The sequence below is a fragment of the Ectobacillus ponti genome, from assembly GCF_024294785.1.
Taxonomy (GTDB): domain Bacteria; phylum Bacillota; class Bacilli; order Bacillales; family Bacillaceae_G; genus Ectobacillus; species Ectobacillus ponti.
The window spans coordinates 160,175-173,897 of record NZ_JANCLT010000002.1; the positions used below are offsets into that span (position 1 = coordinate 160,175).

A 13,723-nucleotide genomic window follows, 5' to 3' on the forward strand; every position below is an offset into this window, starting at 1 on the left:
GCCCCGCTTATATGCAGCCCATTCCGATTGGGCTACTATATTCGTAGAGCTACAAAATGAGGAGGAACTGACATGGGACGTTTTCCAGAAGGATTTCTATGGGGCGGCGCGACTGCGGCCAACCAATTTGAAGGAGCTTATAACGAGGGCGGCAAAGGCCTCTCTATTTTCGATATGGTGCAATTTGTGCCAAAGGAAGAGCGGAAGCATGATGTGGAAATGGATGTAAGAAGCGACGAAGAGCTGGAGAAGCTGCTGGCGGACAGCGGCAAGGGCAATTTCCCGAAACGCCGCGGCATTGACTTCTACCACCGCTACCAAGAGGATATCGCGCTGTTTGCGGAAATGGGCTTTAAAACCTTCCGCCTGTCCATTTCTTGGCCGCGCATTTTTCCAAATGGCGACGAGCAGGAACCGAACGAAGAAGGCTTAGCTTTCTACGACAGAGTGTTTGATGAACTGCAGAAATACGGCATTGAGCCGCTTGTCACCCTGTCACACTATGAAATTCCGCTTCACCTCGTACAGAAGTACAACGGCTGGACTGACCGCCGCCTCGTAGAGTTTTTCGTGCACTATGCAGAAACGGTGTTCAAGCGCTACAAAAACAAGGTGAAATACTGGCTGACGTTCAACGAAATCAATATCTCCGCCTTCTCGCCGTATATCGGCAGCGGCATTCTTGTGGGCCGTGTGGCACATAAGGAGCAAGCCATCTATCAGGCGCTTCACCATCAATTTGTCGCAAGTGCCCGCGCTGTAAAAGCCTGCCATGAAATCATTCCGGGTTCCCAAATTGGCTGCATGCTGGCCCGTCTGGAAGCATACCCTGAAACCTGCAATCCAGACGATATCCTGGCTGCATTGGAAGTCGACCAATCCAATCTGTTCTTCACTGACGTACAGGTGCGCGGCTCTTACCCAAGCTTTATGAACCGCTATTTCCGCGAGAATGATATTCACATTGAAATGCTTCCGGGCGATGAAGAGATTCTGCGACAGCATACTGTGGATTTCCTGTCCTTCAGCTACTACATGACCATGGTGGCAAGCGGCGCGCCGGGCAAGCGCATGGAGAAGGGCAACTTCTTCAGCGGCATTCAAAATCCGTATCTGGAAGCATCCGATTGGGGCTGGCAGATTGATCCGAAGGGCCTGCGCATCACCCTGAAAAAGCTGTATGACCGCTATCAGGTGCCCTTGTTCATCGTGGAAAACGGACTCGGCGCTTACGACAAGGTGGAAGAGGACGGCTCCATCAACGATGACTACCGCATCGACTATCTGCGTGCCCATATCGACCAAATGGGCGAAGCCATTCTCGATGGCGTGGAGCTGATGGGCTACACAACCTGGGGCTGCATTGACCTCATCTCCGCCAGCACGTCCGAGATGTCCAAGCGCTACGGCTTCATCTACGTAGACCAGGATGATTACGGCAACGGCACACTGGCCAGAACGAAGAAGAAATCCTTCGACTGGTATAAGAACGTCATTGCCACAAACGGCGAAGAGCTGTAAGGAGGAGGCGCCCTTTGGAGGGGCGCCTTTTTTAGCGGACAAGCTGACTTTTGTATAGAGACTTGAGATTCTGTTTCTCTTGGTCAATCCACAACTCAAACATAAAAAAGGAAGCCTGGCTGCCCAGACTTCCATATATATCAACAGACAAAGGGGGAGGGGATGTCTGCGATTCCTTATTTTGCTTCCTTCAGCTTCGCCAATTCACGCTCTACCGCTTCCTGCAAATCCAGGTTCAAAACAGGCGCCGGCACGAAGTAGGCACCTGCTGCCGCCTGTGCTTCCAGCTTCTGCACGTAGTCTTCCACACGGTTAAAGCCTTTCACCGCGCTGTCCGCGTTAAAGGATGCGATGGCTGCTTGCGTTTGCTGCTGTACCTTTGCTGCATGAGCGCGGGATACGAGTACCAGGCGCTTATAGGACAATTCACTGTACTTCTCCAGCAAGGTATCAATCTGCTCTTTGATTGCAACAGTCTGCTGCTTCATGGCCTCCAGCTGCTCCTTGAACAGATTTAATCGAGTCTCTGCCTGCAGCTTTTCCTGCAGGGCAAGCTTCGCCATTGCATCTTCGCCTTTTGCAACTGCCAGCTCAGCCTGGCGTGTACGCTTTGCCGCCACTGCCGCTGTTTCCGCCACCAGCTGCTCCTGGCGCTTTTCGAGATACAGCTGCTGTGCCAGCGCGTCCTTTGCCTTGTTTACCTGCTCATCCAGCTCCCGCATGTACTGGTTCAGCATGCTGATCGGATGTTCCGCCTTGTCCAACAATTCATGTACATCTGCCTGAACCATTCTGCTGATCCGTTTGAAGATACCCATTTTATTTGTCCTCCTTAGAGATGTTGTGTTCCCATGCGTCCAATGCTGCCGCGTTGCTGCTTACAATCGCTGCTTCAACTGGCACTGTCACGAAGTCTTCCTTCTTGGAGGAGCCCTTCTTCTTGTACAGCCAGTACGCGCCTGCACCAATTGCCAACACCGGCAGGATTGGTTTTGCGATTGCCACGAGGCCTGCTGCCAATAAGCCGTAGCCCGCCCACTTCTTCCATGTTGTTTCGCCTGCGCTCTTGCGAAGAGAGATACCAAGAATCGCAAGCCCTGCGCCGATCACCGCTTTCGACCAGCCGAAGCCAAAACCGCCTCTGCCACCATGTCCCATGCCGTGGCCCTGTGCTGCGCCAGCTCCTCCTTGTGCTGCCCCGTGGCCGCCCTGCATCATACCTTGCGCACCCTGCATCATTTCATGTCCGTGTCCGCCAAAGCCCAAGAAGTGGGAGCCTGCCCAAACTGCCGCCGCTCCAACTGGGAGCCAAAATAACCAATTCTTCTTCATCTGTCATTCCTCCTTATTTATGAAAACCAGTGTGTGTTTTGTATATGTTGTTCTTGCTTACAAGACTGATTATGCCGGACATGCCTTAACATTCTCTTAACTCTTTTTCAAGCATAAAAAAAGATGCCTTGTTCGGCACCTTTTCCTTATTATTCCAAATCATGTCCACGTAAAGAAAAAACCTGACCATCCCTGCACACACTGCCAGCGTGGACAAAGAAAGTCAGGTTATGCCCGTTTGGCACACATTCGTTATTGTCGTTTTTCCAGCACAAGCTTCACGCCAAATCCAATGAGGACGAGGCCGCTGACGCCCCCAATCCACTGCTGGGTGGAAGGCTTTTTCATCCAGGCGTTGATCCGGTCCACAAGGTAAATGTACATGAGAAACCAGGCAAATGTGAGAACGCCGTAGGTCAGCCCCATCATCAGCAGCTGCAGGAACGTATTGCTGCCGCCGTCAAGGAATTGGGGCAGGAACGTAAGGAAAAACACCGCCACCTTCGGATTTAACAGGTTGGTCAGAAATCCCTGCTGAAACCCTGATTTCCCCTTGTATGGGGGGGCTTCTTCGCGTGTGGCACCCTTCTTTCTGGTGGACCAGAGAGACATGCATCCCAAATAAATCAAGTACACAGCGCCTGCATATTTAAAAATGGAGAACAATACTGCTGACTTCACAATGATGGCCGAGATGCCCAAGACAGCCGCAAGCGTATGAATGAGGATGCCTGTGGAAATGCCCAGTGCGGTGCGGAAGCCGCCCTTCCTGCTGTGCGTGAGGGTGTTTTGTGTGACCAGGGCTGTATCCGGCCCAGGCAAAATGATAAGCAGCATGGCCATTGCGATAAAAAGAGGATAATGAGACATGTTCAAGCTCTCCCTTCCCAAAAGTTGGCTTTTTGCTATCATACCAGATGAGAGGAAGATTTAGAGAAGGGATTTCTGCAGATATCCGCCAAAATTTCCTCTTCATGAGAAGCTGGTTCCAGGAATTGTTTCATTTTTGAAAAAGATTGTTCCATTTTCAAAGATTTTTGTTCCAGTTTCAATCCAGGTGAAATACCTCCACCAGCTCCGTCACCACCGGGCTGTTGTCCGGGTTCGTTTCCATGATATCCCCCATATAATCCCACCACTTCCGGCAGATGGCCGTCTCGGCGCTCTTGCTCCAAAGCGCTTCGTCTGCAATCTCCAAATAGCCGAACAGCTTGCTTGTAGCCGGCTCCAGGAAAATGGAATAGCTGTGCGCCCCGTGTGCCCGCAGCATCTCTACCATCTCCGGCCAAATTTCATTGTGGCGTTTTTCATATTCCTCGTGGCAATCCGGATATACGCTCATGATAAAACCTTTTCGTATCATAGTCTCCTCCTCATTGGGAAAAGCTTGCGGGACGACCCGCAAGCTCACCGAATTAGTAAACCTTCTTCCACTCGCCAATGTTCTTGGCGTCAAACTTGAACGGCTCACCGAGCATCACTTGTGTGCCCTTACCGTCCTCTACTACCGTTTGCTTGCCCATCTTGCCGGCTTCGAAGCTGTCGCCGACCTTGCCTGTAATCTTGCCGTCTGTCAGCGCAGCAGCTGTGTAGCCGGCTGCATAGCCAACATCAATCGGGTTCCAGAGGAACATCCAAGGGCAGGCGCCATTTTCAATGTAAGTGGCCATTTCGCTTGGCAGGCCAAGACCCGTCAGCTTCACTTTGCCAATCAAGCCTTTGTCAGTGATGACCTTGCCCGCAGCAGCAATCCCTACTGTTGTCGGCGCAATGATGCCCTGCAGGTTCGGATAGGACTTCAGCAGTGCTTCTGCTTCAGATACGCTCTTGTCGCGCAGGTCGTCACCGTAAGCCACTTTTACAAGCTTGATGTCCTTGTATTCAGGCTTTTCCAGTTCCTTCTTCATGTACTCAATCCAAGTGTTTTGGTTTGTTGCTTGAGACGTCGCGCTCAGGATGGCGATTTCGCCCTTGCCGCCAATCATTTCCGCAATGGCTTTCACTTGGCCTTTGCCGATTTCTTCAGGGTTTGCCTGGTTCACGTGGACCATGCGGCTCTTTTCGTTTACTGCAGAGTCAACGGACAGCACCTTAATGCCTTGGTCCATGGCCTTTTTCAAAACCGGCTCCAGTGCATCCTTATCGTTGGCCGCAATCGTGATGGAGTCAACCTTTTGTGTAATCAGCTGCTCGATGATTTGGATTTGGCCTTCCGCTGTCGGCTGGTCCGGAGAACGCAGGATGGCTTCGCCGCCCGCTTCCTTCACTGCCTTTTCAAAGCCTTCCATCATTTTCTCGCCGTACGGATTGCCTGTGTTTTTAAAGACAATGGCATGCTTTTTCGGCCCGCTCTTCTTGTCTGTCGAGCTGGTCGTTTTCTCTTCCTTCGTGCTTGTGCTCGTGCTTACGTTACAAGCCGTCAACACAGCGAACATCATGATAAGAGCTGTAAAAATACCTAACCACTTCTTCACGCTGTTTCCCCCTTTTACATTGTATGTACACACAGCCTGAGGCTGTATGGCTACCGTGTTTTGCGCCTTACCTTCAGCTTCGGAACCGCCACCGCGAAAATCAGCAGCAGGCCGATAATGATGAGCAATGTCTGCGATGAAATGTTGATGAGACCCAGACCGTACTGCAAATAGCCGATGATAAAAATGGCGATGATGGTGCCGGCCATCCGGCCTTTGCCGCCGGCGGTGCTGATGCCGCCAAGTGCTGCCATGGCGATGACGTCGAGCTCATACATATTCGCCACATTCGGGCGGGTGCTGCCCATGCGGGATGCCAGAAAAATGGCGGTGACTGCGGCCATCAGACCGGTCAGGGTGAATACAATAATCTTGATTCTATCAAGCTGCACACCGGAAAAGCGGCTCGCGGTCGGGTTGTTTCCGATCGCGTAAATCTGCCGGCCGAACGTGGTCTTATGCAGCAGCAGGCTGTATACAGCGGCCGCGATGACAAACAGGATGAGAATGAGCGGGATGCCATTCACATAGCCCCAGCCGAACAGCTTGAACCACTCCGGAAAGTTGCCGGAGGCCTGGTTTTCCAAAATGATATAGGCAATGCCGCGGTAGAGGATCATGGTGCCGAGCGTGATGATAACCGCGGACAATTCTTTAAATTTTACAATGAGGTAGCCGTTGATGAAGCCACATAGCGCCCCGACCGCCAGGCAGATGAGGAGAGCTGCCCCCATTGGAATGCCGAGCTTGTTGTAGGCCGTTGCCATGACAACGGAGGACAGCGCCACCGTCGAGCCGACCGAGATGTCAATATCGCGGAGAATCATGACAAGTGCCATCGGAAACACGATAAAGGCTTTATCGAGAAAAGCCATCGTCCCGTCCCGGAGGCTTCCCGGGCTTAAAAAGTAAGGGGACAGGCTGGTGTTGATGCCGATGACCAGGAGCAGGATGAGCACAAGCATCCACTCCCACTGCAGGAAGAAGCCCTTTGCCGAAAAGGCCTGCTTGCCGGCAATGCTGCGTTTTGTATACGATTCTTGCAGGACTGGTTTTTGTTCCATGGCTTAGATCTTCCTCCTCAAGAGATTGTTCCGCTCGACGCCCCGTTTGACGAGGACGTTCGTGATGACGGCGATGAGGATAATCGCGCCCTGAATGCCGGACTGCCAGAACGGCGATACGTTCAACAGCGGCAGTGCATTGTTCAGGATGCCGAGTAAAACCGCTCCGAGGATCACGCCGGAAATTTTGCCGGAGCCGCCGGCGATGCTGACACCGCCGAGGATGCAGGCGGCGATAACGGTCAGCTCATAGCCGGAAGCCGTATCTCCCTGCGCGGAAGCAAACTTGGAAACCCAAAGCACGCCGGACAAGCCCGAAAGGCCGCCCATGATGATATACACAAACAGGAGAATCTTTGTTTGGCTGATGCCGCTCACCTTGGCGGAATCGGGATTGCTGCCGACTGCGTAAATCTGCCGGCCGGTTCTTGTATGGTTCAGGAAGTAATAAAAGATGGCGTAGATGACAATGGCAATGACAATCAGATTGTTGATGCCGAGCAGCTTGCCGGTTGCGATGCCGACAAAGCTTTCGGACATCTGATAGGAGCTGATCCACTTGCCATTGCTGATCGTAAAGGTAAGTCCCCGGAAAATGTTCATCATCGCCAGCGAAGCAATGATGGGCAGCAGCCCCACGTTCGCAATCAGCACACCGGTCACGATGCCGCAGGCAATGCCGATGGCGATGCCAAGCAGAATGGCCACAACCGGATTCAATCCCGGATTGGCGCTGACGGTCTTGGCGGCAATCATGCCGGACAGCGCGATGACAGCGCCGATGGATAAATCGATGCCCCGTGTAATGAGGACGATCATCATGCCGACCGCCAGAATGCTGAGAATAGCGGTGTTGGTCACCATATCGTTCAGGTTTTCTACGGTCAAAAAGCTTTTATTTCTCAGCTGCACCATGATGGAAAGCAGGACAATGAATACGAGAAGGCCGAGCTCCCGAAACTTGGCGACAGCCGCCAGCCAGGAGGTCGTCGGGATTGATTTTTCCAGCGTTGTTTCAGGCATGCTGCTTCACCTCCATCATGGCTGCCTCCAGGATGCTTTCCTGTGTTGCCTCATGCTTGCCCAAGGTCTTGGCGACTCTGCCCTCCCGCATGACAACGATGCGGTCGCTGAGCCCCAAGATCTCCGGCATTTCGGAGGAAATGAGGATGACACCATAGCCTTGGGCAGCCAGGTCATTGATAATTTCATAGATTGCGAACTTGGCGCCGACATCCACGCCCTTTGTCGGCTCATCCAGAATGATAACATCGAGATTCGATGTGAGCAGCTTCGCCACTGCCACCTTCTGCTGATTGCCGCCTGAGAGTGAGCTCGCCAGGTCGAAGATGCTGTTGGCTTTCACGTCCACCTTCTCCGCCAGCATTTTGGCCAGCTCATGTTCCGCCTTTTCGTTCAGCCAGCCTTTTTTCGCCAGACGCTTCAGCGCCGGCAGCGTGATATTTCGGCCAATGCCCCAATCGAGCACGAGCCCCTGCAGCTGCCGGTCCTCCGGCAGATAACCGATGCCGAGCTCCATGGCCTCCAGCGGACTCTTGATCCGCACTTGTTTTCCTTTAAAATACACACTGCCCTTGTCAAAGCCCTCAATCCCGAACAGCGCCTGGCACACCTCCGTCCGCCCCGCGCCGACGAGTCCGGTCAGGCCGAGAATCTCCCCTTGATGAAGGCTGAAGGAGATGTCGGCGAAGTACCCTGTTCGGCCCAGGCCCTCCACCCGCAGCACCTCTTCGCCGACAGCGCTCTTCCGCTGCGGAAAGGCCTGCGTAATTTTCCGGCCGACCATGGCGACAATGAGGTCTTCATTGGAGATGTCCTTTACACCCCAGGAGCCGATGTATTTGGAATCCCGAAACACCGTGACCCGGCTGGCGAGACGGTACATATCCTCGAAGCGGTGGGAGATAAAAATGATGGAGGCCCCTTGGTCGCGCAGGCCCTCGGCAATCTTGTACAGCTCCTCGCTCTCCCGGGCAGTGAGGGCCGCTGTTGGTTCATCCATGATGATGATTTTAGCGTTTGTGGAAATGGCCTTGGCAATCTCGACAATTTGCTGCTGGGCGACACTGAGGGCACCCATTTCGGTTTTCGGATCAATATCTGAGCCAAGACTTTGCAAAATCTGCTTCGCCTCCGCGTGCATTTCCTTCCAGCGCAGCCGCTTCAGGCGCTCTGTCCGCTTCTCGTGCCCCATGAAAATATTCTCTGTCACACTGAGGTCCGGGTAATTGGTGACATGCTGATAAATTGCGGCAATTCCCTTATCCTGCGCCTCATTCGGATTCTTGAACGCCACCTGTTCCCCGTTTATATACATCTCCCCGGCATCGGGCGCATGCACGCCGGTGATGACTTTGATAAAAGTAGACTTCCCTGCACCGTTCTCCCCCATCAGGGCATGGATCTCACCCGGCTTCAGCTGGAAGTGGACATCATCCAACGCTTTGACACCAGGAAAGATCTTGGTGATCCCCCGCAGCTCCAATACAAATTCAGACATTCTCTCACCCCTACTCTCACGCAACTATTTCTGAATCCGCTTACATTCATACTATGAGAAAAGGCCCTCTCCTAAAAGGAGAGAGCCTTCGGTTGGGGTGGGGCATTCTTCGGAAGCTTTCTATATTTCATCCGTTCGTTTCCCGACAGTCGCGTTCGCTTTCCTGCAATTCAAACGGACTTTCCCACAATTCAGCTGACTTTTCCTACAAATCAAGCGCCTCTTTCTACAATTCAGCTCGTTTCCCGACAGTCGCAGCTGCTTTCCTACAATTCAGCTGACCTTTCCTGCAAATCAAGCGCCTCTTCCTACAATTCACCGCACCTCACTGCTGCAGCTTCTCCTTAAACTGCGAAGGCAGCTCGCCAAAGTGCTTTTTGAAGAGCTTGCTGAAGTATTTGGTATCCGCATAGCCGACCTGCTGGGAGATTTCGTACACCTTCAAATCCGACCGCAGCAGGAGCTCCTTCGCCTTCTGCAGCCGCAGGCGCGTGACGTAATCCAGCACGGTTTCTCCTGTTTGGCTCTTGAATTGCTCGGAGAGGTAGGTTGTATTCATGTATACCTCTTTGGCAATCCGCTCAATGGTGATGCTCTCGTGCAAATGCTGTGCAATCCACTGCTTGGCCAGGGCAATCGGGTCAGCCTTGCGCTGGCGGTAGCGGTTCTCCAGCAGGTTCATGATGTGCCCCAGCCACACGCGGGCATACTCCTGCACCTGCGCGAGCGTGGACAAGCGGCTGCCATCCCACGATACATCCACCTCCTGCAGGGATCCGTCCTTGACAAGCAGCGAGACGGTCTGCACATACAGGGACTGGATGCACTTCTCAATTTCTTGCAGAGAAGCTTGATTCAGCTGCTGGAAAAAGCGCTGCAGCAGCCGCTCCGCCGCCTGCCGGTCCACCTGCTCCACTGCGGGCAGTAGCTGCCCCATCAGGTCCTCCGCACGCACAGTCTGATTGCCGCGGGCATGGATGCGCTGCTGCTCCTCAAGGCTTGGCGTCCACATCACAAAGCCTTGCTTCTTTGCCCCCCTGATCTTCGCCTGCACCTTGGACAGGCAGCCGAAGAACTCCTCACGATCAATCGGCTTTAGGATATAGTCCGCCGCTCCCTCGCGGATGGCCGTCTGCAAATAGGGAAAATCGTCGAAGCCGCTGATGACGATGGCCTCAAACGCCATCTGCCGCCGCAGCTCCCGGATGAGCGTCAGCCCGTCCATCAGCGGCATTTTCACATCTGTAATCAGCAGGTCGAACTGCAGGCCGCTCTCCAGCAGCTCCTTCCCGTTTTTAAAGCTGCCGACAATGTCCCAGCCGTCCCCGTGCAAGGACACGAGCCGCTGAATGCCGTTGCGGATCATGCTTTCATCATCGGCAATGGCAACCCGAATTGCATCATGATGCATACTGCTCCTCCTCCCTTTGTGCCGGAACTGTAATGAGGACTGTCGTGCCCTGCCCGCCGCTGGTGACACGCATGCCGTACGGGGCGCCGAAGGTCATCCGGACTCTTGTGTGGACGTTCATCAGCCCGAAGCTGCCGTCCCGCTTCACCTGCTGCTCCCGCTCCAGCTCCTCCTGCAGCCGCTGCAGCACAGCCTCCTCCATGCCGGGGCCGTTATCCTGGATGTGAAACACAATGCCGCCGTCCTCCTCGTACACCCGGATTTCAATGTGCACGTCCTCCTCCTGCTCCAGGCCGTACTTCACGGAATTCTCCACGACGGGCTGCAGGATGAACTTCGGCACTATGTATTTCGTGACATCCAGCTCCGCCGCCACCTGAAACGAAAGCCGGTCTTCAAAGCGGATTTTCTGGATGGTCAAGTAGTCCTGCGTATGCTTCAGCTCCTGTGCGATGGGAACAAAGGAGGATTTGTTGCCGATGGAATAGCGGAGCATCCGCCCGAGCAGCGTGACCATTTTGACCACCACACGGTCCTGCCCCGTTTCCACCGCCATACTAATGGTTTCCAGCGTGTTATAGATGAAGTGCGGATTGATTTGTGATTGCAGAGCGTACAGCTGCGCCTCCTTTTGCTGCAGGGCAATTTGGTAGTTTTCCTGGATCAGCTGTTTAATCCTTGCGATCATGGAGTTGAATCCGTGCGCCAAAATACCAATCTCGTCCTTTGAAGCAACAGAGAAATCCACATCAAACTCTCCCTTCTCCACCCGCTTCATCAGCCTGGTCAAGCGGGACAAGGGATCCGAAACGTTCCAGGCCATGATGACACAAAGCAGTGTGCTGATGCACACGAACAGAAGAAACAGAATGACGAGCACATTGCGCAGCTGATTCGTATTTTCCGTCAAATGCTCCACCTTGACGCTGTGGACCAGGGTCCAGGACAGACCCGCAAGCGTATGGGTGCTGATCAGCTTATCCTCAGCCGGAGACCGGAAGCTCCCATTGATTCTGGGATACTTGGCGGCCGCAGCATCCACAGAGCCGACCAGCTTCGGGTTTGTATCATAGAGAATGTGCCCGTCCGCCGTCATCAGCCACATATCCGACTTGTTTTTCTGCTCCAGATTCTCTACTGCGTGTTTGATAAAGTCTGTATCCACTGCGATAAAAATGGTGCCCAGCACCGTGCGGTTCTCCACATCCATCAGCTGCTTCATAAGCAGCACGTAGTTCGGATGATTCTCAAACACAAGCGACACATCGCTTGGCAGCAGAATGGCCGTTTTCCCCTTTAAATTCAGATCCTGCCCGTACGGCAAGGACGGATTGCTGAAATCAAACTGCTCGTACGGAATTTTGGTGCTGGAAAACAGGCGGTTCTTCGACACGATGAAGGCGCCCAGAATGTCCGGGTTTCCGCCGTTGATGAAGGTTCTGGCCAGATAGCTGTTGACGGTGAACTGGTCCTTCAGCAGGCTGGATTTGTTTTGGTGGGCATCCTTGCGCAGCACCTCAATAACCTGATTGGAGTTATACAGAAGATCCGGCATCTTCTTGAGGCTGTTCATTTCATTTTCGATATCCTCGCTGGCCTGCTCCAGCAAAAGCGGGATATACTCACCGACCTGCTGTTCGATGGAGCGGACATACTGCTTGTAGGCAATGTAGCCGATGACGGAAACGGGAATGACGGTCAGGATGATGTAGGAGATGATGAGCTTGGAGCGAAGCTTGAGATTGAAAAACTGCTGCCACCTAGAAATCATATTGGTCCACATTTTCCTTCGTAAAATCAATGGGTTCTCCCATAATCACAACGTCTCCCTTCACCCTGATTTTCCCGACGCCCGCCACATCCTCCCGGTCAGCCGGCAGCTTGCCCTGCAGCAGGTCATGGGCCAGGACAACCGTTAAATAGCCAAGCTTTTTCGGGCTCCAAAGCGTGGTCATTTGGGCGGAGCCGTCCTTTAAGTATTCATTCATCGGGTTCGGCGAGGACAGCCCGACCACGGCCACCTTCCCGTCCAGCTTCAGGTCCTTGACGGCCTTTGCCGCAGCGGGCGGCCCGACGGAGGAGTTGCCGATAATGCCCTTCAGCCGCGGGTGCTGCTGCAGGATTTCCTTCGCAGCCGCATATGCCTTCTGCGGGTCATCGTCCGATTCCGCAATTTGCACCAGCTTCATCTTCGGATAGTTGTCCCGCTGCTGCGCCTGTATCCACTTCAGCCACTCATTCAGGTTCGCGGCTGTTTTCGATCCGGTAATAATGGCAAACTCGCCTTCCTCATTGGTGTTCCAGGCAAGCGTGTCCATCAAATGGCGGCCGAGCGCCTCCGGGTCCACCATGTTGACAAAGAACTCCCGTCCCTCTTGTCTTGTATCCGCATCCCAGGTGATGACATGGATATGCTGCTCCCTCGCTTTTTCCAGAACCGGCAGCAGCCCCTCCGGATCATTGGCCGACACGGCAATCACATCCACCTTCTCCGCAATAAGCTTCTCAATGATTTTGGTCTGCTGTGAAGCCTCCGCTGCAACCGGCCCCTCATACCTGACATTGACGCCGAGGGCTTCCCCCGCCTCTGCCGCACCCTCCTGCACCGCATTGAAATAAGGAATATTCATAATTTTCGGAACTAAAACGATAGTATAAGGCCTTTCCTGCTTCTGCTTCGTCCCCTCTGGAGCTGTATTTTCCTTTTGGTAAATCACCTCATATCCCTGTTTTCCGCAACCGCTTACAAAAAGAAGCAGCAGTACCACCCAAGCTGCCTTCATCCTCATACTGTCCCCTCCCTGTCCATATTGGCCATGCATCCAACGGGGCTGACACGATGTATCCTTATATTCTTCCATACTATTATACTCTGTCCATGGACATTCATGAAAGGGGAAAAAGGCAGACTGGTTATGACTGCCTCCGCCGTTACACCATCTTCTTCTCATTGAGACGTTCTCTTACTTCCCTTTTCATCAGCGTAAAAGAAATAAAATCATGCAATTCCTCATGGGACAGCGGCTCACCCTGCAGCAGCAGCACCTCTTCCCCGCCCTGCAGCAGTTCAGCCAGCTCAATCTTCGGCTTACGGCCGCCCATCAACTCGTCAATTGTCGTGTCAAACAGCTTGGCAAGCTGCACCAGAGATTGCAGCGACGGCTCCCGGTAGCCGGACTCGTAGCCTGCATATGTGCTTTTGGCAATGCCAAGGCGGTCCGCCGCCTCCTGCATGGACCACTTTCTCTCTTTTCTCAATTCTGCCAATCGTTGCAGCACACTAGCACCTCTCTCTTTTTTCTCGATTATAGCAAAATCTATTTTCGTTCGCAATACGCGTACTTTTTATTGATTTTCTATCACCATTAATCTTATAATACAGTCAGATGTTTGCATAGAG

General features: G+C 53.2%; 13 protein-coding genes. 1 reads left to right on the forward strand and 12 read right to left on the reverse strand.

The window, feature by feature from the left end; translation table 11 throughout:
* Positions 1-72 precede the first annotated feature (72 nt).
* A complete protein-coding gene (locus tag NK662_RS04270; protein WP_254757671.1) occupies positions 73-1,521 on the forward strand; it encodes a glycoside hydrolase family 1 protein in 1,449 nt (482 codons plus the stop codon).
* 176 nt (positions 1,522-1,697) lie between these two features.
* Here NK662_RS04270 and NK662_RS04275 read toward each other — a convergent pair whose 3' ends face one another.
* The 12 genes from NK662_RS04275 to NK662_RS04330 form a co-directional block, all read right to left on the reverse strand.
* Positions 1,698-2,339 (reverse strand): PspA/IM30 family protein, encoded by a 642-nt coding sequence (locus NK662_RS04275; RefSeq protein WP_254757672.1) that lies wholly within the window; start codon positions 2,337-2,339, stop codon positions 1,698-1,700.
* Between the two features lies 1 nt (position 2,340).
* Positions 2,341-2,853: a hypothetical protein gene (locus tag NK662_RS04280; RefSeq protein ID WP_254757673.1), complete on the reverse strand. Its 513-nt coding sequence runs from the start codon at positions 2,851-2,853 to the stop codon at positions 2,341-2,343.
* Between the two features lie 252 nt (positions 2,854-3,105).
* On the reverse strand, positions 3,106-3,723 hold the full coding sequence (locus tag NK662_RS04285) for a LysE family translocator (RefSeq protein WP_254757674.1): 618 nt from the start codon (positions 3,721-3,723) through the stop codon (positions 3,106-3,108).
* Between the two features lie 178 nt (positions 3,724-3,901).
* On the reverse strand, positions 3,902-4,216 hold the full coding sequence (gene rhaM / locus NK662_RS04290) for an L-rhamnose mutarotase (protein WP_254757675.1): 315 nt from the start codon (positions 4,214-4,216) through the stop codon (positions 3,902-3,904).
* 52 nt (positions 4,217-4,268) lie between these two features.
* Complete coding sequence (gene rhaS / locus NK662_RS04295) at positions 4,269-5,327, reverse strand: rhamnose ABC transporter substrate-binding protein (protein WP_254757676.1); 1,059 nt, start codon at positions 5,325-5,327, stop codon at positions 4,269-4,271.
* Between the two features lie 50 nt (positions 5,328-5,377).
* Positions 5,378-6,391: an ABC transporter permease gene (locus tag NK662_RS04300; RefSeq protein WP_254757677.1), complete on the reverse strand. Its 1,014-nt coding sequence runs from the start codon at positions 6,389-6,391 to the stop codon at positions 5,378-5,380.
* Positions 6,392-6,394: 3 nt separating this feature from the next.
* On the reverse strand, positions 6,395-7,414 hold the full coding sequence (locus NK662_RS04305; RefSeq protein ID WP_254757678.1) for an ABC transporter permease: 1,020 nt from the start codon (positions 7,412-7,414) through the stop codon (positions 6,395-6,397).
* Positions 7,407-8,912, reverse strand: coding sequence for a sugar ABC transporter ATP-binding protein (locus NK662_RS04310; RefSeq protein ID WP_254757679.1), 1,506 nt, complete (start codon positions 8,910-8,912; stop codon positions 7,407-7,409). The genes NK662_RS04305 and NK662_RS04310 overlap by 8 nt, the downstream gene beginning before the upstream one ends.
* A gap of 325 nt (positions 8,913-9,237) precedes the next feature.
* Positions 9,238-10,323 (reverse strand): helix-turn-helix domain-containing protein, encoded by a 1,086-nt coding sequence (locus tag NK662_RS04315; RefSeq protein WP_254757680.1) that lies wholly within the window; start codon positions 10,321-10,323, stop codon positions 9,238-9,240.
* Entirely contained in the window at positions 10,313-12,094 is a 1,782-nt protein-coding gene (locus NK662_RS04320) for a cache domain-containing sensor histidine kinase (protein WP_254757681.1), read from the reverse strand. The genes NK662_RS04315 and NK662_RS04320 overlap by 11 nt, the downstream gene beginning before the upstream one ends.
* On the reverse strand, positions 12,084-13,112 hold the full coding sequence (locus NK662_RS04325) for an autoinducer 2 ABC transporter substrate-binding protein (RefSeq protein ID WP_254757682.1): 1,029 nt from the start codon (positions 13,110-13,112) through the stop codon (positions 12,084-12,086). Before NK662_RS04325 ends, NK662_RS04320 begins: the two co-directional genes overlap by 11 nt.
* A 142-nt stretch (positions 13,113-13,254) precedes the next feature.
* A complete protein-coding gene (locus tag NK662_RS04330) occupies positions 13,255-13,602 on the reverse strand; it encodes a helix-turn-helix domain-containing protein (RefSeq protein WP_254757683.1) in 348 nt (115 codons plus the stop codon).
* Between the last annotated feature and the right edge of the window lie 121 nt (positions 13,603-13,723).

What these genes read in the sequence shown, in the direction of transcription:
- NK662_RS04320 (WP_254757681.1), bottom strand. Translation starts at nt 12,094, where the DNA reads ATGATTTCTAGGTGGCAGCAGTTTTTCAATCTCAAGCTTCGCTCCAAG.
- NK662_RS04300 (WP_254757677.1), bottom strand. Translation starts at nt 6,391, where the DNA reads ATGGAACAAAAACCAGTCCTGCAAGAATCGTATACAAAACGCAGCATT.
- NK662_RS04325 (WP_254757682.1), bottom strand. Translation starts at nt 13,112, where the DNA reads ATGAGGATGAAGGCAGCTTGGGTGGTACTGCTGCTTCTTTTTGTAAGC.
- NK662_RS04315 (WP_254757680.1), bottom strand. Translation starts at nt 10,323, where the DNA reads ATGCATCATGATGCAATTCGGGTTGCCATTGCCGATGATGAAAGCATG.
- NK662_RS04270 (WP_254757671.1), top strand. Translation starts at nt 73, where the DNA reads ATGGGACGTTTTCCAGAAGGATTTCTATGGGGCGGCGCGACTGCGGCC.
- NK662_RS04280 (WP_254757673.1), bottom strand. Translation starts at nt 2,853, where the DNA reads ATGAAGAAGAATTGGTTATTTTGGCTCCCAGTTGGAGCGGCGGCAGTT.
- NK662_RS04275 (WP_254757672.1), bottom strand. Translation starts at nt 2,339, where the DNA reads ATGGGTATCTTCAAACGGATCAGCAGAATGGTTCAGGCAGATGTACAT.
- rhaM (WP_254757675.1), bottom strand. Translation starts at nt 4,216, where the DNA reads ATGATACGAAAAGGTTTTATCATGAGCGTATATCCGGATTGCCACGAG.
- NK662_RS04285 (WP_254757674.1), bottom strand. Translation starts at nt 3,723, where the DNA reads ATGTCTCATTATCCTCTTTTTATCGCAATGGCCATGCTGCTTATCATT.
- NK662_RS04305 (WP_254757678.1), bottom strand. Translation starts at nt 7,414, where the DNA reads ATGCCTGAAACAACGCTGGAAAAATCAATCCCGACGACCTCCTGGCTG.
- NK662_RS04310 (WP_254757679.1), bottom strand. Translation starts at nt 8,912, where the DNA reads ATGTCTGAATTTGTATTGGAGCTGCGGGGGATCACCAAGATCTTTCCT.